The 22244-nt window shown below is 64.0% G+C and carries 24 protein-coding genes; 7 read left to right on the top strand and 17 right to left on the bottom strand.

Going from position 1 to position 22244, the window contains the following annotated elements:
- Positions 1–12: 12 nt before the first annotated feature.
- The 13 genes from FRZ40_RS33830 to FRZ40_RS33770 all read right to left on the bottom strand — a co-directional run bounded on the left by FRZ40_RS33830 (position 13) and on the right by FRZ40_RS33770 (position 11028).
- Positions 13–642 carry a hypothetical protein gene (locus tag FRZ40_RS33830; protein ID WP_147237109.1) on the bottom strand — a complete coding sequence of 210 codons (630 nt, stop codon included), beginning with the start codon at positions 640–642 and terminating at the stop codon, positions 13–15.
- Positions 643–780: 138 nt separating this feature from the next.
- Positions 781–1794: a hypothetical protein gene (locus FRZ40_RS33825; RefSeq protein WP_240057421.1), complete on the bottom strand. Its 1014-nt coding sequence runs from the start codon at positions 1792–1794 to the stop codon at positions 781–783.
- Positions 1795–1818: 24 nt separating this feature from the next.
- Positions 1819–2205, bottom strand: a complete 387-nt coding sequence (locus FRZ40_RS33820; RefSeq protein ID WP_147237108.1) for a potassium channel family protein — start codon at positions 2203–2205, stop codon at positions 1819–1821.
- Between the two features lie 12 nt (positions 2206–2217).
- Positions 2218–3264, bottom strand: a complete 1047-nt coding sequence (locus FRZ40_RS33815) for a DUF2955 domain-containing protein (RefSeq protein ID WP_147237107.1) — start codon at positions 3262–3264, stop codon at positions 2218–2220.
- Positions 3265–3301: 37 nt separating this feature from the next.
- Positions 3302–4477 (bottom strand): HlyD family secretion protein, encoded by a 1176-nt coding sequence (locus tag FRZ40_RS33810; RefSeq protein ID WP_147237106.1) that lies wholly within the window; start codon positions 4475–4477, stop codon positions 3302–3304.
- The gene (locus tag FRZ40_RS33805) at positions 4474–6024 is read right to left on the bottom strand and encodes an efflux transporter outer membrane subunit (RefSeq protein ID WP_147237105.1); all 1551 of its coding nucleotides are present in this window, start codon (positions 6022–6024) and stop codon (positions 4474–4476) included. Before FRZ40_RS33805 ends, FRZ40_RS33810 begins: the two co-directional genes overlap by 4 nt.
- Before the next feature lie 18 nt (positions 6025–6042).
- Positions 6043–7146, bottom strand: coding sequence for an AI-2E family transporter (locus FRZ40_RS33800; RefSeq protein ID WP_028364348.1), 1104 nt, complete (start codon positions 7144–7146; stop codon positions 6043–6045).
- A gap of 41 nt (positions 7147–7187) precedes the next feature.
- Positions 7188–7448, bottom strand: coding sequence for a hypothetical protein (locus FRZ40_RS33795; protein WP_147237104.1), 261 nt, complete (start codon positions 7446–7448; stop codon positions 7188–7190).
- Positions 7449–7563: 115 nt separating this feature from the next.
- Positions 7564–7779, bottom strand: a complete 216-nt coding sequence (locus FRZ40_RS33790) for a hypothetical protein (RefSeq protein ID WP_231516005.1) — start codon at positions 7777–7779, stop codon at positions 7564–7566.
- Positions 7780–7969: 190 nt separating this feature from the next.
- Complete coding sequence (locus tag FRZ40_RS33785) at positions 7970–8176, bottom strand: tautomerase family protein (protein WP_028364346.1); 207 nt, start codon at positions 8174–8176, stop codon at positions 7970–7972.
- 17 nt (positions 8177–8193) lie between these two features.
- Complete coding sequence (locus FRZ40_RS33780) at positions 8194–8424, bottom strand: tautomerase family protein (RefSeq protein ID WP_028364345.1); 231 nt, start codon at positions 8422–8424, stop codon at positions 8194–8196.
- Between the two features lie 18 nt (positions 8425–8442).
- Complete coding sequence (locus tag FRZ40_RS33775; protein WP_147237103.1) at positions 8443–9858, bottom strand: MmgE/PrpD family protein; 1416 nt, start codon at positions 9856–9858, stop codon at positions 8443–8445.
- Between the two features lie 519 nt (positions 9859–10377).
- Positions 10378–11028: a CGNR zinc finger domain-containing protein gene (locus tag FRZ40_RS33770; RefSeq protein ID WP_028364343.1), complete on the bottom strand. Its 651-nt coding sequence runs from the start codon at positions 11026–11028 to the stop codon at positions 10378–10380.
- Positions 11029–11177: 149 nt separating this feature from the next.
- On the opposite strand from FRZ40_RS33770, the gene FRZ40_RS33765 reads away from it, so the two are divergent.
- The 3 genes from FRZ40_RS33765 (at position 11178) to FRZ40_RS33755 (ending at position 13906) form a co-directional block, all read left to right on the top strand.
- Positions 11178–12032 carry an alpha/beta fold hydrolase gene (locus FRZ40_RS33765; RefSeq protein ID WP_147237102.1) on the top strand — a complete coding sequence of 285 codons (855 nt, stop codon included), beginning with the start codon at positions 11178–11180 and terminating at the stop codon, positions 12030–12032.
- A gap of 74 nt (positions 12033–12106) precedes the next feature.
- Complete coding sequence (locus FRZ40_RS33760) at positions 12107–13078, top strand: zinc-binding alcohol dehydrogenase family protein (protein ID WP_147237101.1); 972 nt, start codon at positions 12107–12109, stop codon at positions 13076–13078.
- 57 nt (positions 13079–13135) lie between these two features.
- Positions 13136–13906 carry an SDR family oxidoreductase gene (locus FRZ40_RS33755; RefSeq protein ID WP_147237100.1) on the top strand — a complete coding sequence of 257 codons (771 nt, stop codon included), beginning with the start codon at positions 13136–13138 and terminating at the stop codon, positions 13904–13906.
- A 63-nt stretch (positions 13907–13969) separates the two neighbouring features.
- Here FRZ40_RS33755 and FRZ40_RS33750 read toward each other — a convergent pair whose 3' ends face one another.
- Positions 13970–14740 carry a DUF2182 domain-containing protein gene (locus tag FRZ40_RS33750; protein WP_147238488.1) on the bottom strand — a complete coding sequence of 257 codons (771 nt, stop codon included), beginning with the start codon at positions 14738–14740 and terminating at the stop codon, positions 13970–13972.
- A 53-nt stretch (positions 14741–14793) separates the two neighbouring features.
- Complete coding sequence (locus FRZ40_RS33745) at positions 14794–15564, bottom strand: DUF899 domain-containing protein (protein ID WP_028364338.1); 771 nt, start codon at positions 15562–15564, stop codon at positions 14794–14796.
- 86 nt (positions 15565–15650) lie between these two features.
- Here FRZ40_RS33745 and FRZ40_RS33740 point away from each other — a divergent pair, with 86 nt between their 5' ends.
- Positions 15651–16871 (top strand): helix-turn-helix domain-containing protein, encoded by a 1221-nt coding sequence (locus tag FRZ40_RS33740; RefSeq protein WP_147237099.1) that lies wholly within the window; start codon positions 15651–15653, stop codon positions 16869–16871.
- A gap of 38 nt (positions 16872–16909) precedes the next feature.
- Positions 16910–17578, top strand: a complete 669-nt coding sequence (locus FRZ40_RS33735; RefSeq protein ID WP_028364336.1) for a Vgb family protein — start codon at positions 16910–16912, stop codon at positions 17576–17578.
- Positions 17579–17627: 49 nt separating this feature from the next.
- Here the strand turns inward: FRZ40_RS33735 and FRZ40_RS33730 are convergent, their stop codons facing one another.
- On the bottom strand, positions 17628–18269 hold the full coding sequence (locus FRZ40_RS33730) for a response regulator (protein WP_028364335.1): 642 nt from the start codon (positions 18267–18269) through the stop codon (positions 17628–17630).
- Entirely contained in the window at positions 18266–19681 is a 1416-nt protein-coding gene (locus FRZ40_RS33725; protein ID WP_147237098.1) for a cache domain-containing protein, read from the bottom strand. Before FRZ40_RS33725 ends, FRZ40_RS33730 begins: the two co-directional genes overlap by 4 nt.
- Before the next feature lie 205 nt (positions 19682–19886).
- Between FRZ40_RS33725 and FRZ40_RS33720 the strand changes: the two genes are divergently transcribed.
- Together FRZ40_RS33720 and FRZ40_RS33715 are read left to right on the top strand one after the other, a co-directional pair.
- On the top strand, positions 19887–21965 hold the full coding sequence (locus FRZ40_RS33720) for a carbon starvation CstA family protein (protein WP_147237097.1): 2079 nt from the start codon (positions 19887–19889) through the stop codon (positions 21963–21965).
- A gap of 12 nt (positions 21966–21977) precedes the next feature.
- Positions 21978–22184 (top strand): YbdD/YjiX family protein, encoded by a 207-nt coding sequence (locus tag FRZ40_RS33715; protein ID WP_028364332.1) that lies wholly within the window; start codon positions 21978–21980, stop codon positions 22182–22184.
- Positions 22185–22244 lie beyond the last annotated feature (60 nt).

Raw genomic sequence — 22244 nt, 5'->3', positions numbered from 1 at the left:
CCTGCGTCGTCCTCATCTGTGACGCGCGATCGCATCGAACGCGCCCGTTACCACGGGATCCGCTTCCGGCCACGGCACATAAGGGCGCGCCGCATCGCGTCGGCCCGCTGTCGTGCGCGTGATCACGAACACGCGCGCACCGCGGCCGCCGCGCTCGTGGGCAACATAGCGCGCCACCTGCAGCGTGCCATCAGCGAGCATCTCGCGCGCGGCAATGAGCACTTCGTTGCGGGTCGTGCCCAGCCGCTGCGCGAGTTCTACCGCGGTGAATTCGCGGCCGTCCGCCAACAGCGCCCGGATTCGCTTGGCCAGCCGGTCCGACCTGCGGGTGTTCCGCTCCAGAGCCAGATGCTTCACCGATGCCCGTGGCGGATACGTGCGTTGCGTCACGACGGGCAATTCGCCTGTTGATTTCGCCGCAGCTGCCTCCGGATTTCGCGCGCGATAGCAGCGCTGATCGATATCGAGCCGGCAAAGCGTGCTCTCGAAAATCTCCGTCAACCGTTCGACGCTGAAGCGCGCGCGCAGCGCACGCCAGACGTCTTGCCATCCGTCGAACAGACCGCTGCGGGCCAGTTCGTACGCGGCTTGTCTGATCGATTCACGAGCCTCGACGATCTCCATATCGATCGTGCGTGTCATGGCTGCCTTCGGAGTATGTCGAGCGCGGGCGTCGACAGATTGATTGCTGGTCTCATCGCAATCCCGAGCGATGTGCGTCAGGTTCAAGAATAGGCTTCAGGTGTACTGCTGGAAATTGGACCTTGGTCCAATATCGCGCTAAAAGCTCACCGCGAATCCAAACGACACGCCATGCACGTTGTGCCCAAACACATAGCGAACGAGCGCGCGCGTGCGGGTGATGACGATGGGATACCGGCTGCTGTCCAGTTCCAGGCCGACGCCCAGCGATGTGAGATCGTTGAAGCCCAGCACGCCCGCGCTGTCGCCGAAGTAGTGCGAGTAAGCAAACTCCAGCACGTAGCGCACAGGACGGTCCAGCGCATGCCAGCCCGTCGGCGCGCGCCAGCGCGTCCAGAGACTCAATTGCTGCGCCGTCGCCGAACCCTGAACCGCATCGGAGCCGCCGAAGCTGCGCAGATAGATATCCGTCGCGCGCAGTTCCGCATCGATTTCGTAGTTGTCGCGATAGTGCTCGTAATCGAGCACCAACGAGCCGCCGTAGCCATATGCGTCCAGCGAGCCGTTCTTGAGAAACTGCAGGTTGCTGTCCGTCACGCGGTTGAAGATCGACTGCCCGACTTTCAGATCGCTCGACACCCGTCCGAGCGTGCCGTTCAGGATCGGACGGAACACGAGTTCGTCGGTGATGCGAAAGTCCCAACCCAGACCGATCGTGCCGCTGAAGGTGTTCCACTTCGTCGGCACGTCGCGCTGCTGCGTGCCGTCTGTCGCGACGAAGGTCGGGTCATAGCGGCTGTATGCGATCGTGCCTTCCATGTACAACGGGAACGTCCTGCTGAGCGTGAACCCGCCGCCCAGCTGCGACTGGCCGAAGCCCGGATTGCCCGTCGTGCCGTTGTTGATCGACAGCGAACTGGTCGTGACATCGGGAACCGTCGTGTAGCTCATGACAGCAAGCACGGCGTCGGCGTGCCGCTTCACGTTTCCGCCGATAACCGCGCGATCGGACAGTTGTTGGGCGTGCGGCTGCAAGGGCAGCAGCGCGAGCAGCAGACCCGCGCCCAATGCCCGCAGCTTGCGGACCGGACGGGCTCGAACGCGCGGATCGCTCGCCCGTCCGCATGCCGATCCGATGGTATGCACTTGCATAACCGGCTCCTTCGATTGCAGCCTCTAACGGCCCGCCTCCGCGCCCGCCCGATGCGCCGCTTCCTGCACGCCGCGCACGGCGGCGGCCACGATCAACCCTGTCAACACCACGCCCATCAGTCCCAGCAGTACGGCATCGATGCGGCCGAATGTCGAAGTGGGCACGACATCGCCGTAGCCGATGGTCAACGCCGTGATTGCACAGAAGTACACGGTTTCCTCCGGCGTCGAATGGTTCCGGTTCAACGTCTCGACGGGACCGCCCCAGTGGTACATGCCGAACGTCAGCAGAATGAACAGCACGAGAAGGCCCGCCAGGATCGCCCGGAGATACCAGAGCGTGCGGACGATTTCCCGCAGGATCTCGCCAGCCCGCAGGCGCACAATGGTATCGCGCGTTACATTTTCCATTGCAGGCTCCTCTCACGATCCGCGCAGCGCGTCGAACGTTGCCTCGTCCCGCCCCGGTCTCCATTGCTCGAACAGCAGAAGCATGAAACACGCGTAGAGCGTGACGGCCAGAAAGAGCCACATGCGCACGGCGAATGCGGCGTACACATCCTTGCCCGCCACGCTGTCCTGCACCGATTGCCCTAGCAGAATAATCATCGTCACGAGGCTGTTCAGCCAGAAGCCAGGCGAATAGCGCGTCGGACTCAGGCCTTCGAGCTTGCGCCCCGCCAGCAGGCCGACCAGCATCATCCACAAGAAGAACATCCACAGATGCACGAAGAGCCGGAGCGCGAACCAGACCGCGATCGCGAGCAGCCCGCCGAGCAATGTCGAGCCGATCAGATCGCGTGCCGCGTGGCGAGCCGTCGTCGTGCAGGTCTGTCTGCCGAGGCTGACCGACTTCATGATGATGGGCATGTAGCTCGCGGGGTCGGACATTGCAAGCAGGTACGCGGGCATCACCACGAGCGCGGCACGCAGCGCGACGGCGGCCGCCCGTTCTTCGGACAGCGCGCGCGGAGCGGGCGGCGGCCGCGCGCCCGCGTGCTCGGGAAACAGTCTGTGGACCAGCGCCGATACCAGCACGGCAAGCAATAGCCCCTTCGCGAGCGCGCCGACGACGGTCGCTGCAAGTTGCAGGTCGGCCGTGCCCGCTGCCGAGATCATCGTCAGTCCCGCTGCAAGGAAGGTCGCGACGAGATTGTTGCCGCCGCGCAATCCATAGCGAAACGCCAGGAACAGCATGAGGGCCGTCAGCATGACGCCGGCGAGCGCGTAGTGACGCAGCAACGGAACGAGAAGCAGGCCGCTGCCCGTCGTCAGCGCCACCACCATTGCGAGCGCGACGCCTGCCTTCAACGTCAAGGGCCGGTTCTGTCCGGCAAGCAGAAACACCGTGAAGACGGGCGGGATCACGGGTATCTGCAAATCCAGTCCGAAGCCGAGTGCGAGAGCGAGCGCCGTCCCTGTGGCGATGCGCAGTGTGCGGGAGCCGGGACGTCGGAGCGCTGGCTGCATGGCGGTCTCGATAGGTTTCAACAGGTCTCGACAGGTTTCAGTAGAGGTAGGACACCCAGCTCATCGTGCGCAGGAACAGGCGTCCCAGCATGTTGAGCGGATTGCCTTGACTCGGGAATGCCATCACCTCGGCCTGCCCTCCGACGCGCATGTCGTGCAGACGCGCGCGCTCATCCGGATCGAATTCGACGACGACGGGAAAGCGCTGCGCGGGCCGCAGCCAGTCGCGGCTGTTCTGCACGGTGGGCAGACTGCCGGGCGGCGTGCTCTGACCCACGCTCACGCCGTAGCCGATACTGCGCACGCGTCCTTCGAAGACCTCGCCGGGCAGCGCATCCAGTGCGATGCCGACGGGCGTGCCGGGCTTGAGATGACCGAGATTGTTTTCCGTCATGTCCGCGCTGATCCACACGTCGCGGATCGCAATCAAGGTCATGACGGGACTGCCCGCCGCCGCAAACTGGCCGACTTCCGTGCGCAGATCGGTGACGACGCCGCCCGAGCGCGCCTTGATCCGTGCATTGGCGAGGTCGAGTTGCGCCTTTTCCAATGCGCCCGCCGCGCTGCGCAACTGTGCGTTCTCCGCCTCGCTGCCGCCCTGCTGCTCGCGCGCGCGCTCGACTTCGGCACGCGCGGCGGCGACCTGACTCTGCGCCTGCTCGTGGGTCGCGCGCGCGACCTCGAGGCGTCGGAGCGACACGGTGCCCTCGTCCTCGCGATACAGCCGTTCCAGCCGGTCGCTGTCTTGCCGCGCCTTGACCTCGTTGGCGATGGCGGCCCGTAACGCGGCCAGCGCCGACTCGATGCCGGCCGTGCTGGCGCCCACCTGGCGGCGCGTCGATTCGAGATCGGCGCGCGCGCGGTCGGCGGCAATGCGGTAGGGCTCGGCGTCGACTTCGAACAGCACCTGGCCCGCCTCGACTTCCTGATTGTTGTGGACGAACACGCGCGTCACGCGTCCCGATACTTCGGCGGCGACGGGCACGACGTACGCCTGGATGCGCGCCTGCTGCGTATAGGGCGTAAAGCGGTCGGCGAGCAGATACCAGATCAGGCTCGCGACGATCAGCCCGACGACCCATTTCACCGCCTTGCCAGACGGATCGGTGGCCGACGCAGGCGCAGGCGCAGATGCAGATGGGGGTGCAGATGCGGGTCCTGATTCAGGCCGCTCAGGCGGCGCACCGGCCTGGGGTCCGGAGGTATCCCTCATCGTGACGCACCTTCCGCCGGACTGCGCGAGACGGATGCCGATCCCGCATCGTTCAGCAGATCGTCCCAGTCGGTGCGTTGCTGCATCTGCGTTCGGGTCGCCGCGTCGATCAGCGGCTGTTCCGTGTCCCAGCCTCCGCCGAGCGCCTTGTAGAGCGCAATGAGGTCGCCGACGGCATTGCTGCGGTTGACGACATAGGCGTCCTGCTGAGCGAAGAGCGCGCGCTGCGCATCGAGCACCCGCTGAAAGTCCGAATAGCCTTCGCGATAGATCGTATTGGCGAGCGTGAGCGAGCGCCGCGCGGCCCCTTGTGCGTCGTTCAGGATCGTGTCGCGCTGCAGGGCGGCGATCAGCGCCGTCGCAGCATCGTCGGCTTCGCGCGCCGCTTCTCGCACGGTGTTCTGATACGCAACGGTCAACTGTTGCAGCCGGGCGTCCTGCACGCGCACGTTGTTGGTGATCCGGCCGTGGTCGAACAGATTCCACGTGACGCTCGGACCGGCCACGAGCGCCAGCGTGTTCGGCGAACCCGTGAGCGAACTGGCGCTCCATACGAGCGAGCCCAGCAACGACACGGATGGGTAAAGATCCGCTTTCGCCACGCCGATCTGCGCCGACTGCGCCGCCATCTGATATTCGGCAGCGCGAACGTCGGGGCGCCGCAGCAGCAGATCGGCGGGCACGTCATGCAGCACGGCGCGGTTCACGAGCGGAACCACGCCCTCCTTGCCCGATTGCGTATCGAGTTCCGGCAGCGCTCCTGGCGGGCGGCCCAGCAGTACCGACAGCGCGTGATGCGCGAGCACGATCTGGCTTTCCAGCTCCGGGATGCTGCTCAGCGTGCCGAGATACTGCGTCTTCGCCTGCTGCAGATCGAGTTCGTCCGTCTCGCCGCTCTTGAAGAGCTTTTGCGCGATGTCGAAGCTGCGCTTCTGCAACTGGGCGTTCTCGCGTGCGATACGCAACCGCGCCTCGGCGGTGCGCATCGTGAAGTAGGTGTCGGCGACCTGTGCATGCAACAGAACGAGCGCCGCCTCGCGGTTGGCCTGCGCGGCAAAAAACGCGGCATCGGCCGATTCGATCGCGCGGCTGAAACGCCCCCAGAAATCCAGTTCCCAACCGATGCTGACGCCCGCCCCGTACTGCCAGTAACCGCCCGAGCGGGTGTTGAACCCATCGGAACGCTTGCGTGCCGCGTACAGCACATCGGCGCTCGCCTGCTGCACTTGCGGATAGCGTCCCGCGAGCGCGATGCCGAGTTGCGCGCGTGCTTCGAGCACGCGCAGACCGGCAATCTTCAGGTCGCCGTTGCCCGCATCCGCCTCGGCAATCAACCGCTCGAGATTCGGGTCGCCGAATATCCGCCACCATTGGCGGATATCGGGTTGCGCGCCCGTCTGCGTGACCTGCTCGATCGACGCGCTGCGCCAGTGCTCGCTCCACGCTTCGTGCTGCGGCTGGAAGTCCGGTCCGACACGCATGCATCCGTTCAGGCAGACTGCCCCGAGCAGCACTGCGATTCCAGGTGGACGTGTCACGGAAGACACTGCGCGATCCTCGCAGCGCTAAGGCTGCTTGTGTGCCTGAACAGTCCCGGTTTGCGGCTGGTCTTTCACCCAGCGCCAGAAGAGCTGATACCCGACTGCGAGCATCACGGGCCCGATGAAGAGTCCGATGACGCCGCCCGTCACCATCCCGCCGAGCGCGCCGATCAGCACGACGGGCATTGGCACGGCCACGCCGCGGCCGAGCAGTAAGGGCTTGAGCACGTTGTCGGCAAGTCCCGCGACGAAAATATAAACGGAGAAGATGATCGTCGACGTGCTGGCGCCTTGTGTGACGATCACGAAGATGATCACGGGAATGGTGATCAGCGTGGCGGGCAACTGCATGATGCCGATCAGCAGCACCGCGAGCGCGAGCAGGCCTGCTCCGGGTATGCCCATCACCACGAAGCCGACGCCGATCAGCAGCATCTGGATGAACGCGATGCCGACCACGCCCTGCGCGACGGCGCGAATCGTCGACGTGCACAGATCGGCGATCTGCGGTCCGTTCTCCGGACCCGAGATGCGCGACGCAATCATCACTGCGCTGCGGTAGCCCTTCTCGCCGTGAGCCATCAGGATGCCCGCGACGATCAGCGCGATGAAGAAGACCAGCAGCCCGGCGCCGAGTCCCGTCACCGTCGCGAGCAGAACGCGCGCGGCATCCTTGAGCTGCGGCGCGAACTTCTGCGCGAGCCCCGTCAGATCCGTCGACGCCTGCTGCCAGAAAGCGAACACGCGCTCGCCCACCACCGGCCAGCCGGCCACCGATTCGGCGGGCGGCGGAATGCGGAAGCTGCCGCTCTTGACGATGGCCATCGCATGCTCGATCGAATCGGCGACGGCAAGCCCCAACATGTACGTCGGTACGAGAATGACGCCGAACGCGATGAGAATGATCAGCGTCGCGATGAGGCCATCCTTGCCGCCTAGCGTGCGGCGCAGCCGGACCTGAAGCGGATAGAGCGTGATCGCGAGAATCAGCGCCCAGACCATCAGATTGAGGAACGGCACGAAGATCCGGAAACAGAAGATGGCCAGAACTGCGATCAGTCCGGCGCGGATCAGCACATCGAGCAGATCTCTCGACAACACCCGTTCGGAAATTGGTGTGAGCAGCATAGGTTCTTCTCCCGCCAGGTCACCGCGCGAATCAGCACCCATCAGGCGACATGCACGTTGCGCGTGCCGGGCGCTACGGATATCGCGACCGCTCCTGAGTAGACGATTTCCGCTTGAACTCTCTTGCGAATGTTTCTCAACTGTTCCGGGTTCTTCACCAACACATCGACAGTGTTGCTCTGCGGACCTGACCACCGGATTCTGCGCATGACAGCCGTATTGCGGCGTTCGTGTGAGTAAGCTTTTAATGGCGCGGCGGCCGTTGACGCGACGATGCACAACAGATGCAAAGCAGCTTCCATCCGACGTCTATGTACTATCGGACCTGCTCCCACAATATTCAATTGGACTTTGGTCGCATATCCGTACTTTTATTTCTCTGTTCCGCTCAAACGGCGGATCATTTCCGGATTCGACTCAATACTTGATGTCACGGGCAGTCTGCCGTCCGTGCTGTTTCGTTTCCCGCTTGTCCTGCCGGCATTGCGAATTGCTTTTCTGGTCCGCGGCGCGGCAGTCCTGCTTGGTATGCCGGGAACCCTGGCGGGTTTCCTGCCGGACGTCGCGCCCGGCACGGCGTTGTTGAGCCTGCTGCGTCGCCCATGAAATGTCCGACGTACCGGCAAGAAGCATCGACGCGACAAGGGCAGCGAAGAGACGTTTTCCGTCAGCCATGACATGATCTCCCGTCGACGATATCCCGACTCTTCAGGGGATACGATTACAAGTAGAGCATAGACGGCGCTCGTCATGGAGTGAAGACGAACATCATTCGACCACGCACTGCTCGCGCTGCGCGGTCGAACAGGCTGCTTAAAAGCCATCAGGCTTCCGTCGTCCGCCTGAATTCCTTTCCGTTGATCCGGCTCGATATGCTGATGTTTTCGGCGGGATGCTCGTGAATGATCACGTTGATGATCTTCGGGTCCGAGCCGATCGAATCATGTGTCACCTGAATGATGTCCCGCATCAGCTGTTCGCGACGTTCGTGTGACAGCCCCTTCTTGATATGGCATTCGATGAAAGGCATATTTCGTCTCCTGTGTTCTATTTCAGCCGTGCGATAAGTTCTTTGTCGTTTGCTGCGCCGTCGACATACTCGGGCAGATGCTCGCCATGCTCGACAAAGTTGATGCCGCGTCCTTCGCGAAACACCACGAAGATATCGTCTCTGGTTTCGCCCGTTGCCTCGCCGACGATGCGTAACAGGCCTGCCGCAAGCTTTCGCTTCTGCTCGTCCGTGCGGCCAAAGCGCATGTCGCATGAAATGAGTGCCATCTGTCTCTCCTGAAGTGGTTATTGGATCCCCGGATGCCGGGCCGGGAATTTCGCTTCCGGGCTGACCCGGCTCATGAGTTGCATCAACTCTTTGATCGTGTGTTTCTCGAGGTTCGAGACCAGTCCGATGATCTCGCTTCGAAGACTCTGGCTCGCGTACTGTTCGCTGAGCCAGTTGAACTTCTCGACGGTGCGCTCCCACGTGAGCGGATTCCCGATACTCCCTTCGAAGCCGACATGCTCCTTCGAGACCACGCGCCCGCTCTTGAGCGTGATCGTCACGCGCGTATTGAGTTCTTGCGGATACTGCGACGAGAAAGTCGCGTCGGGCGCGACGGTCACGCGGCTCAACAATGCCTGCGCGTCGGCCGCCTGGATGCGCTGCGTCTCGAGCTGCGCCGGCCCCACCTGACCGTCGAGCAATGCGGCTGCAATCAGGTATTTGAGGTTGTAGTCGGCCTGTTCTTTTGTCGCCGGATGATCTTTCGCTCCGAAGCTGCCGCCGCCCGCGATGTCGTAGCCCATCTGGAAGATGTCGCATTTCACCCCTTCGACTTCTGCGGCATCGATGCCGTGTTGCCGCCGAAGCGCCAGCGTCGCCTCGAGAACCGGTTGCCCGTGGATCAACGAGCAGTACTTCTTCATCACGGTCTCGTGAATGATGCCGAGCGTTGGCTTGTCCCAGTCGATATCGACTGGCTGGTTGAACATCCGTTCGAGACCGTTCGGTCCTTCGAACAGGCGTAGCGGACCGGTAAAACCACGCTTCGCGAGCGATGCGGCATAGACGGCGCGCATGCCCGTCATGCCCGGCGAGAAACCTTTCCACTGCGAAACCGGCTCCGAATGCACGCACGTCAGCGATATGTTGTCGACCGTCGCGATGGCAACGGCATGTGCGATCTGCTCTGCCGTCAGTCCGAAGAGCTTGCCTGCGCCGGCCGCCGCCGAAGCCGCGAGCTGAATTGCGTGATTGAAACCTTTCGCCATCACGGGCACGACCGCCGTAATACGCGACCCGATTTCATAGGCCACGGCAAGCGCCAGCATGAAGTCGGCACCGGATGCCGCCGCATGTTCGGAAGCCGCGAGAACCGCACCGAAGTTATCGCCCGGATGACACAGTCCGCCCGGCGACATGTAGCTATCGAGAAGATCTACGTAGCGCACGAGGCCCGAGTTGTAGAGCGCGGCTTCGTCAGGCGCCGCGCTGCCGCCGCCGATCAACGTGCACGAGCCCTGCTGTGTGCCGCGATATTCCTGGAACTGGTCTCGCAACGCGGCGAATGGCGCGCCCGGCAAAGCCGCGATGGCACAGCCGAGGCTATCGAGAATGTTGCGCCTGAACAGCGCTTTCGATGCGTCCGACAAATGCGACAGTTGAGCGTTATCGGCAAAGTTCGCGATGCGCTCGACTGTGGTGAGTGAACTCATGTTGGAATCTCCGTCATCCATGGATGAATGCTGCCGTCGATGCGCTTTACACGATCGATGACGAGTCACTCTCGATGTTCTGATGGCTTCGATGCTTGCGCACAGCAGCCACGCAACACAGTGGCATCGATGGAAATGAACATCAAGCGAAGGTATTGCATAGCGCTATCTGAATCACAGATAGCCGCTGCGCGAGCGCATGCGCTGATGAAATCCCCGCGCGGGCCCGCACACCATCACACGATGGTGTTGCGCAAGCCATGCGATGGTATGGATGAGTGTGCCGCTCGCGTTTTCCGGAACATAGAAGAACGCTTGCGGCGCGGCATTTGCTGGGGCAAGCGCAGCCGGATTGCCCGTGCAATGTCAGCGGGCTTCGCGCCCGCATCGCTCGATCGGCACGATGGCGTGCCGGGCGCAACTCGGAATGTTCGCGCACGTGCCGACTGTTTCCGCGCGCACGTCAATGCGGCGCGTTGTGGTTCGACATCACGCCTTCACGAAGCGCAATGACGCGCGTCACTCGCCCTTGCGTTCCTTGTTTTCTTTGTTTTCCTTTTGCCGCGCGCGATGCGCAGCGACCTTCGCGCGGTTGCCGCAGATCGCCATGCTGCACCACCGGCGCGCGTGGCCGCGCGTGTGATCGGCGAACAGCAGCGTGCATTTCGGCCCCTCGCACGCTTTCACATGCGTGAAGTCCTGTTCGCAGACAAGCTTCGCCAGCGCTTCGGCGATCGGCATCAGCAGCGATTCCGCCGACTGCCAGCGTCGCCGTGCGCGAAGCGAAAACACGCCCGCTTCGCCCGGCTCGCTCGCGACGATCTCGCCATGCTGGGCATCGCGCGCGAGCAGCTGGTTCAAGGGCTCCAGATCGCGCAGGTCGTTCGCCGCCAGCGCGTGCCCTTTCCTGCTTCGCACGTAGCCTCGAAACCACTCGCGCAGTCCGCGCGCCTGTGCCGCGACTTCGTCGAGTTCTGCCGGTGTCGAGCACGTGCGGATAGCCGCGAGCGCATCGGCGGGCGCCATGCCCGCCTGCTCCAGCCAGCCGAGCAGGCCCTCGCCGTCGGCGATCCAGTCGACGGGTTCGTCGACGGGAGTCGCGATCGAATTCAGGAAGTCGAGGCCGGGCGCGTCGGCCACAAAGATGGCGGGAATCTGACGGTAGTCCATGGCTATGGCAAGCGAGATGACGATGAGTTAATCGTAACCGCTAAAAATCAACTTGACAAGTTACATCTGTACTTTGTAACCTCATTATCAACGTTTTAGAGGTTACATAGATTGCCCGTTCAGAGATGAACTTTTACGGAGAGAACGCCATGTCTACGATTGCCCATCGCCATGCCGACGTTGACGGTTTCAACGTGTTCTATCGCGAAGCCGGCCGCCCCGGCGCGCCCAGGCTGTTGTTGCTGCACGGCTTCCCGAGTTCCAGCCACATGTTCCGCGACCTGATTCCGCTGCTGGCCGACCGCTTTCATATCGTCGCGCCGGATCTGCCGGGTTTCGGCCAGTCGGACATGCCACCGCGCGAGCGCTTCGCGTACACGTTCGACAACCTCGCCAACGTGATCGACCGGTTCACGGAAGTGATCGGCTTCGACCGCTTCGCCGTGTATGTCTTCGATTACGGCGCGCCGACGGGCTTCCGGCTCGCACTGAAGCATCCCGAGCGCATCACGGGAATCGTTTCGCAGAACGGCAATGCGTATGTGGAAGGACTGAGCGACGGGTGGAACCCGATTCAGGCGTACTGGAAAGATCCGTCGCAGGCGAACCGCGACGCACTGCGTGCGCTGCTGACAAAGGACACGACCCGCTGGCAATACACGCACGGCGTGAGCGATACGACAGCGGTTTCACCCGACGGCTATTCGCTCGACGACTACTACATGAACCGTCCAGGCGCGCACGACATCCAGCTCGACCTGTTCGGCGACTATCAAAGCAACGTCGCGCTGTATCCGGCGTTCCAGCAGTACTTCCGCACGCACCAGCCGCCGTTGCTCGCGGTATGGGGCAAGCACGACCCGTTCTTCCTGCCCCCGGGCGCCGAAGCATTCACGCGCGACCTGCCGAACGCCGACGTGCGCTTCTTCGATACGGGCCACTTCGCGCTCGAAACCCACGCGGCTGAGATTGCCGCTGCCATTGCCGGCTTCCTGCTTCGCTGAAATCGATGGGCGGACTTGCGTCCGCTCGACAGCACTGCGTCGTCCGACGCGTCGTCTACCTTAGGAGAATCTTCATGCGCGCAATCGTGCTCGAAAAGTTCGGCGGTCTCGACAGCCTCGTCTATACGGAACTGCCGGAACCGGAACCGCTGGAAGGTCATGTCGTCATCGAAATCAAGGCGTTCGGCATCAACCACGCTGAAATGCATATGCGGCGCGGCGAATGGGCTGAAGCCGCGAAGGTAAGCGGCATCGAATGCGTGGGCATCGTGAAGTCGTGTCCGGGCGGCGAGTTTCCCGTCGGCGCAAAAGTGGCCGCGTTGATGGGCGGCCTGGGACGCACGATCAACGGCAGCTATGCGCAGTACACGCGAGCGCCCGTGTCGAACGTCGCGCTGATCGAATCGGACTTGCCGTGGGCCGAACTCGCGGCCATTCCGGAGACCTACGCGACGGCATGGACCTGTCTGTTCCGCAACCTCGACATCCGCGCGGGTCAAACGGTGGTGATTCGCGGCGCGACGTCCTCGTTCGGACAGGCGGCCTTGAATCTCGCTGTCAATGCGGGCGCGACAGTGATCGCTACGACGCGCAGCCCGGCGCGTTTCGCGATGCTCGAAGCGCTGGGTGCGTCGCGCGTCGAACTGGAAGGGCCCGATCTGTCGAAGCGCATCGCCGAAGCGAAGCAGATCGACGCCGTACTCGATCTCGTCGGCAACAGCGTGATTCTCGATTCGCTCGCGATGCTGCGCCGTGGCGGCCGCGCGTGTCTCGCCGGCTGGCTGGGCGGTCTCGCGCCGATTCCCGACTTCAATCCGTTGCTGCAGATGTCGAGCGGCGTGTACCTCACGTTCTTCGGCAGCTTCGTGTTCGGCACGCCCGGCTTCCCGCTCTCCGATGTGCCGCTGCAGTCCATCGCCGCCGATATCGCGGCGGGCCGCTTCAATGCGAAGCCGTCGCGCGTGTTCGCATTCGATCAGATCCGCGAAGCGCATCGCGTGATGGAAGCGAACGAAGCGGGCGGCAAGATGGTCGTCGTTCACTAAGGCGTAGTTATCCATCACTTCATCCATCACTTCATCCATCAGTCGAGGAGGGATCACATGTCCAGCAAAGTAGCAATCGTGACGGGCGCAAGCCAGGGCATCGGCCGGTCGACGGCCATCCGGTTGGCAAAGGACTTCGGCGCGCTCGTGCTGGTTGCGCGCAATCGCGAGAATCTGGAGCAAACGGCGCGGGCCGTCGTCGATGCAGGCGCGAAGGCGCTGGCAATCGATATCGATCTGTCGTTGCCCAATGCGGCGCAGGAAGTCGTCGATGAGACGCTCGCGGCTTTCGGCCGGATCGACGCGTTGCTCAACATTGCGGGCGCCGTGCCGCAAATCGACGTGCTCGACATGACCGACGAACAGTGGGACCGCGGTCTTGCATTGAAGCTGCACGGCGCGCGCCGCCTGACGATTGCCGCCTGGCCCGCGTTGAAGGCGGCAGCGGGATCGGTCGTGTTGATGTCGGGCAATTCCGCGCTGTTTCCAAAGGCGCCGTATGCAGCCGTCGGCACGATCAACGCGGCGATCGTTGCGCTGGCGAAGGCATTTTCGGATCGCGGCATCGAGGACGGCGTTCAGGTCAACAGCGTGCTGCCCGGCCCGGTGATGACGGGGCGCCGGCAGTCGTACCTCGAACACTGGGCGCCGCTGCACGACATGACAGTCGAAGAAGCGACCGCGAAGTTTCCCAAGGAAGCGGGCATTGCGCGTTACGGCACGCCGGAGGAAATCGCGGAACTGATGGCGTTCATCGTGTCGCCGGGCGCGCACTGGATGACGGGGTCGACGCTGCGGATGGACGGCGGGGAAGTCAAATCGATCTGACATGGCGGCCGGCACGCGGTATGTTTGCGTGCCCGTTGGCGATGCGTCGATGCGTCGATGCGTTCAGAGAAAGACAAACGCGCGTGCGAGCATCGACAAGCCCAGTACGACAATGACGATGCCAATCGCTCGTGCCATGCGCTCGGGTGCTGACGCGAGACGTTCGGCTGAGATGGCCAGCGTGACAAGTGCCATGGTGCGCAGATCCATCACACCGTTGACGACCAGCACAGCCGTCAATCCCGCGCAGCAACCGACGCAATGCATGCCGTGCCGCATGCCGTGCGTGTACGCCGAACGGGCGCCATGCAACACAATCGCACGACTGCATGCGAGATAACGCGCCTTCCACGCGCTGAATTGCGACGCACCGGCCATCAGCACGACAACGCCGGCGGCGACAGGCACGGCGCGAGACAGCGCGGGCCGTTGGATCGCAAGCGTGACAAACGTGAAGCTCAACGCAAACACGACCGCGCCCAGAACGGCCCACACGACGAAATAGCCCATGCCCATCAGCGCCGTCGATCGGCACGCACTTGCCGCGCCCCTTCTATCGAGCGCTTCGTGATAACGCCACAGCGCGGGCGCCAGCGACGGCAGCATCATCGCCACCATCATCACGATCCACATGCCGACGAACGAGACCGCGATGCGCGGCCACTTCTGTCCGCACATGGGTGCCCAGGTCATCGATAAGGTCCAGCCGCCGGGCATCGGCAGCTCGGGCATCGTCGACATCGACAGGCACCAGACGATCGTGAGCCCCGCACACGTCGCGAAAACGAGCGCCAGCACGCCGAAGAAGAGGCGCCGTTGCGAGATGCGCGCCATGCCCGAATGTCGCAAAGCCAAAGGCGCGAGGCTCGCGCAAGCGGCTTTCACGATCAGCCTCGACGCCGTTCGTACTCGTCGTGACGGCGCCACCAGACGCCCGTCTCGTTGCGTCCTTTCGGCGCGCGATCGAGCCACTGATACATGCCCCACAGGCCATCCAGGCCGCGCGCATAAGTCGAATACGCGTGATACACGACGCCGTCCTCGCGCACGAAGGTGCTCACGCCCGGGCGGTCGCGCGAGTAGGTCGGCGCATCCGTCCCGCAGCAGGCGGCGAACTGCACGACGGGCTCCGGCGCGGGCGTCATGTCCATCGCGTGGCCGCCGCGCACGAAGTTGTATTCGATGTTGCCGGTCCGCTGCGCCTCTTCGCTGTACGACACGTTGAAGTCGAAATTGAATTCGCTGCCGTGCGCCGACGCCCACGGAAACTTCCAGCCCATGCGCTTCTTGTAGTCCTGCAACTTCGCAAGCGGCGCGCGCGATACGGCCGTCAGCATCACATCGTGATTCGCGAGATGAACGGCCATGCCGTCGAAACCATCCGCTATCGCCGAGCACGACGGGCAGCCCGCCGTATAGTCGGGGCCGAACATGAAGTGATAGACGATCAGCTGCGAGCGCCCTTCGAAAAGATCCGCGAGCGTCGCGCTGCCCTTCTCCGTTTCGAACCGGTACTGCCTGTCGAGCCTGACCCATGGCAGCGCCGCGCGCTGCCGCGCGAGTTCGTCGCTGCGCCGCGTCAGTTCCTTTTCGGCTTCGAGCAGTTCGAGGCGAGCTTTAAGCCATGCGTCGCGTGTACTCACCGTATGCGTGGTCATCGTGGGTCCCTCCGTTGAAGAATCGTCCGTGCTAGATTAGTGCGCGACATCCAATGGACGGGAGTGACAAGTGTGGCGTGATTCAGATGGACGCAGCCCTCACTGCCGCGGCGCGCGCGCTCGCGGCGGGTGATCCGCTCGGCGCGCTGAATCGCGTCGCATTGCGCGACGACGCGCCCGCGCTTGCGCTGCGCGGCATCGCAATGGCTCAGCTCGGCGACCTGGTGCGTGCGAAGGCGCTCGTGCGCAGCGCGGCACGCGCTTTCGGTCCACGCGAAGCCGTCGCGCGCGCCCGTTGCATCGTCGCCGAAGCCGAGATTGCGCTTGCGTCGCGCGACCTCGGGTGGCCCGCGAAATCGCTCGAAGCGGCGCGTAACACGCTCGAAGCCCACGGCGACTGGCTGAACGCCGCCCATGCGCGCCAGCTCGAAGTGCGGCGTCTGCTGCTGATCGGACGTCTCGACGAAGCAGAACGCCTGCTCGAGGGCTTCGATCCCACGCCGTTTCCGCCTGCATCGATCGCCGCGCATCAGCTGATCGTGGCGGGTATCGCGATGCGGCGGCTGCATGTAAAAGCGGCACGCGCGGCGCTTGCGCGAGCGGCGCGAGCCGCGTCGCACGCGGGCATTCCCGGCCTGAAGGCGGAAGTCGAAAGCGCTGCGCGCCTGCTGAACGCGCCCGCCGCGCGCCTGATTTCACGCGGCGAGGAAACGCTCCTTCTGCTCGACGAAGTCGAAGCCTGGATGGCGTCGCAGGCGTTGGTCGTCGATGCATGCCGTCATGCCGTGCGCGCCGCCGGCACCGTGATTCCGCTTGCCAGCCGTCCCGTGCTGTTCAGTCTCGCACGAACGCTGGCGCAAGCGTGGCCCGCCGACGTGCCGCGCGACACGCTGATCGAGCACGCATTCCGGATGAAGCACGCAGACGAATCGCATCGCGTGAGGCTGCGCGTCGAGATCGGCAGGCTGCGCACGCTGCTCGGCGCGCTCGCTGAAATCGGCGCAACGAAGCGCGGCTTTGCGCTGACGCCGCGCCGTGCCGCCGAAGTCGTGGTGCTCGCGCGGCCTTCCGAGGAAGAACACGCGTCGCTGCTCGCGTGTCTCGCCGACGGCGAAGCGTGGTCGAGTTCCGCGCTCGCGCTGGTGCTCGGCGCCAGTCAGCGGACTGTTCAGCGCGCGCTCGATTCGCTGGCGTCGGCGGGCAAGGTGCAGTCATTCGGTCAGGGCCGCGCGCGCCGCTGGATGACGCCGCCCATGCCCGGATTCGCGACGGCCTTGTTACTCCCCGCGCCGTTCCCGATCGACTAGCATGTGAGGCTCGACACCTCACCCGCGAGGAAAAAGGCATGAATCGCTCAACTGCTGAAATCGTGCGTGAATATGGGCCCTTTCCGGGCATCGACGACGTGCACGGCGTCACCTGGGACGGACAGAACGTGTGGTTCGCCTCGGGCGAAACGGTGAACGCGCTCGACCCGTCGAGCGGCAAAACCGTGCGTTCGATCGACGTGCCGGCAACGGCGGGCACCGCGTTCGACGGCCAGTTTCTCTATCAGATCGCCGACGGCCGCATCCGCAAGGTCGATCCGCAAACAGGCGCAGTGGTCGCGACGATTCCCGCGCCCGAAGGCAGCAACTCGGGACTGGCGTGGGCCGAAGGCGCACTGTGGGTCGGGCAGTATCACGAGCGCAAGATCCATCAACTCGATCCGCAGACGGGCGCGATCCTGCGCACGATCGAATCGAACCGCTTCGTGACGGGCGTGACGTGGGTCGACGGCGAGCTATGGCACGGCACCTGGGAAGGCGACGAGAGCGACCTGCGGCACATCGATCCACGCACGGGTGAAGTGCTGGAGATGCTCGACATGCCCGAAGGCGTGCGTGTGTCGGGTGTCGAGTCGGATGGCGCCGACCGGTTCTTCTGCGGCGGCGGAAACAGCGGCATGCTGCGCGCCGTGCGCAAGCCGAAACGCGACGACGAGAAAACGCCTGCCGATACGGCGAGTGCCTGACGAGCACCTGAAGAGTGCTGACAAGCGCCCCGACGACGCCCGACGCCCGCTAACCCGGCCGCCGATGCTCCACGGCGAACTTGATCAGCTCGGCCTGCCCTTCGATCTCCAGCTTGCGCTTCAGATTGAGCCGGTGCGTTTCGACGGTTCGCACCGAAAGACCGTTGCGCTGCGCGATCTGCTTGCTCGACAGCCCTTCCGCGAGCTGATCGAGAATGTCGCGCTCACGCGGCGTCAGACGTTCGATCGGATTGCGCATCGCCGACGCATGAATCAGCCGCGCGCTGAGCCCTTCGCTGAAGTACGTCTTGCCGTCGAGCACGGCGCCGATCGCGCGAATGATCTCAGCGCCCGGCGAATCCTTCAGCACGTAGCCGCTCGCACCCGCGCGAACGGCCTGCGTCACGTACTCGACGTTATCGTGCATCGACAGCATCAGCACGCGTATGCCCGGAAAGCGCTCATGGAACAGCGCCGCCAGCGCAATGCCGTTCATGCCGCGCATGCCGACGTCCATCAGCACGAGGTCCGGCTCGTGCGCGGCAGCGAGCGCGAGGGCCTCGTCGGCGTTGCCCGCTTCGCCGACCACGGCGAAATCCGGCACCGCTTCGAGCCGCGCGCGCAAACCGTCGCGCACGAGGGGATGATCGTCGACGAGGATCAGGCGCGCGGTGCCTGCTGAACTGTTCATGACTGGTCTGCCTGCATTTCGATGGGACGCGCTTCGCGTGCGAAGACGGGCACGGTCGCCGTGACGATGGTATGGCCCGGCCGCGAGTCGAAGAACAGATCGCCGTCGAGGGCCTCCAGCCGCTCGCGCATGTTGCGCAAACCGACGCCCGCGCGCGGGTCCACCTGCACCCGTTCGACGTCGAAGCCGCGGCCGTCGTCGCTGACGGACAGCGTGACACGGTTCGCCGAAACGTCCAGCGACACGGCCGCCCGGGTCGCCTGAGCGTGCCGGAAAATGTTCGTCAGCGCCTCCTGCGCGATGCGGAACAGCGCCGTCTTGACGGTATCGGGCAAATGCGCGGCGTGATCGTGCGTGACATGCGTAAAGCCGATGGCCAGCTGACCTTGCGCGCTCAGCTCGCGTGTCAGCTGCTCGAGGGCGGCGGCAAGCCCGAGATCGTCGAGCATCGACGGACGCAGCGCATGCGAGATGCGCCGCACTTCGCGCAACGCGTCGCCCAGCCGGTTGATACCCGTGGACAAAGCCGTTTCCGCCGGCTGCACACGCGGCTCGCTCAGCTCGAAACGCGCGAGCGCCGATTCCAGCAGCAGCTTCACGGACACCAGCATCTGGCTGATGCCGTCGTGCAGTTCACGCGATAGCCGCGCCCGCTCGTTTTCCTGCGACTCGACCACCTGCTGCGCGAGCCGCTTGAGTTTCGCGTCCGCGCTGCGGTATTCGCTGACGTTCAGCACGAGCGCACACACGGCGATCACGCACAGGCCCGCCAGCGCGATCGCGCCGATCCACAGCATGGTGTGCTCGATATCCGACGAGGCGCGCTGATCGATGCGCGCGAGTGTCGTGTCGACGTCGTCGAGATAGATGCCCGTGCCGAGCATCCAGCCCCAGCGCGGCAGCGGCACCACATAGCCGAGCTTCGGCGCGAGCTTGCCCGTCGACGGCCGATGCCACACGTAGCGCACATAGCCGCCGCCCTGCGCGGCGGCGGCTATCAGCTGCTGGATCGTCAACGCCCCCGCCGGATCGCGCAAGGTCCACAGGTCGCGTCCGACGAGATCGGGCTCCCGCGGATGCATCAGCGAGCGGCCGTGCATGTCGTAGACGAAGAAGTAGCCGTCCTGGCCGAAGTCCATCTTTTCGAGCATCGCGAGCGCACGCTCGCGCAAGGTCGCGTCGTCGCGCCCGTTCTTGCCCGCCTCGTCGTAGAGCGGCCTGATCGCGCTGGTGGCGAGATCGACGTAATGCCGCAGCTCGATTTCCTTGCTCGCCATATATGCGGATTGCGTCGTGTCGTGCTGCACGCTCGCGAGCGCCGTGGCCTGATGGCGCACGCCGAATGCAATGCCCGCGATCGCGGCCAGAAAAGGCACGAAGGCGAGCAGAAAGATCTTTGCCTTGAGTTTCATCTGCGGAAAACCAGTCGGACCGCCTACGTAGTTGTACGTAGCGCGCTTACGTAGTTGTGCGCTTGTGGCGCACACGACGAAGACGAATACTACACGCCCAAAGCATGGCACATCTTCGACCATGCGCGGCGTTGGCATGGCGCGCCGCAATCGGTCTCGCCAGCGGCTGCTGACGGGCGTTTATACCAATACACAGGAGACACCCATGAACCGGGCTTCCTCGTTTCTGGTCTGGATAGCGGTCGCGCTGCTTGGCGCGTTCGCATTCGGCACCATCGCGCTCGCGCATGGCGAAAAGGTCAGTGCCCTCTGGGTCGTGATCGCCGCCGTATGCGTCTATCTGATCGCTTATCGTTTCTACAGCCGCTTCATCGCGAACCATGTCCTGCAGCTCGACGGACAACGCATGACGCCGGCCTTGCGCCACAACGACGGCCTGGACTACGTGCCGACCAACAAGTACGTGCTGTTCGGCCATCACTTCGCGGCCATCGCGGGCGCGGGCCCGCTGGTCGGCCCGGTGCTCGCCGCACAGATGGGCTACGTGCCCGGCATGCTGTGGATACTCGCGGGTGTCGTGTTCGCGGGCGCCGTGCAGGACTTCATCGTGCTGTTCATTTCCACCCGGCGCGACGGCCGCTCACTCGGCGATCTCGTCAAGATGGAACTCGGCACCGTGCCCGGCGTGATCGCGCTGTTCGGCGCCTTCCTGATCATGGTGATCATTCTCGCGGTGCTCGCGCTGATCGTCGTGAAGGCGCTGACCAATTCGCCGTGGGGCACGTTCACCGTCGCCGCGACGATTCCCATTGCGCTCTTCATGGGCGTCTACACGCGCTTCATCCGTCCGGGACGTATCGGCGAGGTGTCGATCATCGGCTTCGTGCTGCTGATGGCGTCGATCGTGTTCGGCCAGAGCGTGCACGATTCCCCGGCGCTCGCTGCCTGGTTCACGTTCAGCGGCACGCAGCTCACGTGGATTCTGATCGGCTATGGCTTCATCGCGTCGGTGCTGCCTGTGTGGCTGCTGCTTGCGCCGCGCGATTATCTGTCGACCTTCCTGAAGATCGGCACGATTCTCGGTCTCGCGATCGGCATTCTCGTCGTCGCGCCGGAACTGAAGATGCCCGCGCTGACGAAGTTCGTCGACGGCACGGGCCCCGTGTGGTCGGGCAACCTGTTCCCGTTCCTGTTCATCACGATCGCGTGCGGCGCGGTGTCGGGCTTCCACGCGCTAATCTCGTCGGGCACGACGCCCAAGCTGCTCGACAACGAACGCAACGCGCGCTTCATCGGTTATGGCGCGATGCTGATGGAATCGTTCGTCGCGATCATGGCGCTGGTTGCGGCTGCCGTGATCGAGCCGGGCGTGTACTTCGCGATGAACGCACCGGCCGCCGTGCTCGGCGCGACGCCGGATGCCGTTGCGCAGACCGTGTCGCAATGGGGCTTCGTGCTGACGCCGGACATGCTGACGCAGACCGCGAAGGCTGTCGGCGAAACGACGATCGTCGCGCGTGCAGGCGGCGCACCGACACTCGCCGTGGGGATGGCGCAGATTCTCCATCAGGTGATCGGCGGCCAGGCGATGATGGCGTTCTGGTATCACTTCGCGATCCTGTTCGAAGCGCTCTTCATCCTGACGGCAGTCGATGCGGGCACGCGCGCCGGACGCTTCATGCTGCAGGATCTGCTCGGCACGTTCCATCCGGCGCTGAAGCGCACGGAATCGCTGCCTGCGAACCTGATTGCGACGGCGCTGTGCGTGGCGGCGTGGGGCTACTTCCTGTACCAGGGCGTGGTCGATCCGCTGGGCGGCATCAACACGCTGTGGCCGCTGTTCGGCATCTCGAACCAGATGCTCGCCGGTATTGCGCTGGTGCTCGGCACGGTAGTGCTGTTCAAGATGAAGCGCGAGCGCTTCGCGTGGGTGACGCTGGTGCCGACTGTCTGGTTGCTGATCTGCACGATGACGGCGGGCTGGCAGAAGATTTTCGACGCGAATCCGAAGGTTGGCTTCCTTGCGCATGCTGCGAAGCTCGGTGCTGCTGCCGATGCGGGCAAGGTTGTCGCGCCGGCCAAGTCGATCGAGCAGATGCACCGGATCATGTTCAACGATTACGTCGATGCTGCGCTGGCTGGGGTGTTTATGTTTGTCGTTGTCAGCGTGGTGGTGTATGGCGTGCTTGCCGTTGTGCGCGCCAGGCGCGCGAATCTGCCGACTGTGCGGGAGACGCCGTTCGAGGTGTTGCCTGCTGGTCAGCGCGCCAGCGGCGCGCAATGATCGGGGCGTGCCATGTTCTCGGGACTTCGCGATGACGTGCGTAACGCAGGACGCTACCTCGGGCAGGCCATGCGGTTGATGGTCGGGGTGCCCGACTATGAGACCTATGTCGCGCATATGGCTGCGACTCATCCTGATCGCAAGGTGATGAGTTATGAAGAGTTCTTTCGTGAGCGGCAGAATGCTCGGTATGCCGGCGGCGCTGGGAAGTGTTGTTGAGCGGTGACTTTTTTTTGTCTGCGACGCAGTCGCCGTTCGGGATTTTTTTGCTGCGCTGGC

Source organism: Paraburkholderia azotifigens (assembly GCF_007995085.1).
Taxonomy (GTDB): domain Bacteria; phylum Pseudomonadota; class Gammaproteobacteria; order Burkholderiales; family Burkholderiaceae; genus Paraburkholderia; species Paraburkholderia azotifigens.
This window is presented reverse-complemented; position numbering and strand designations above follow the sequence as displayed.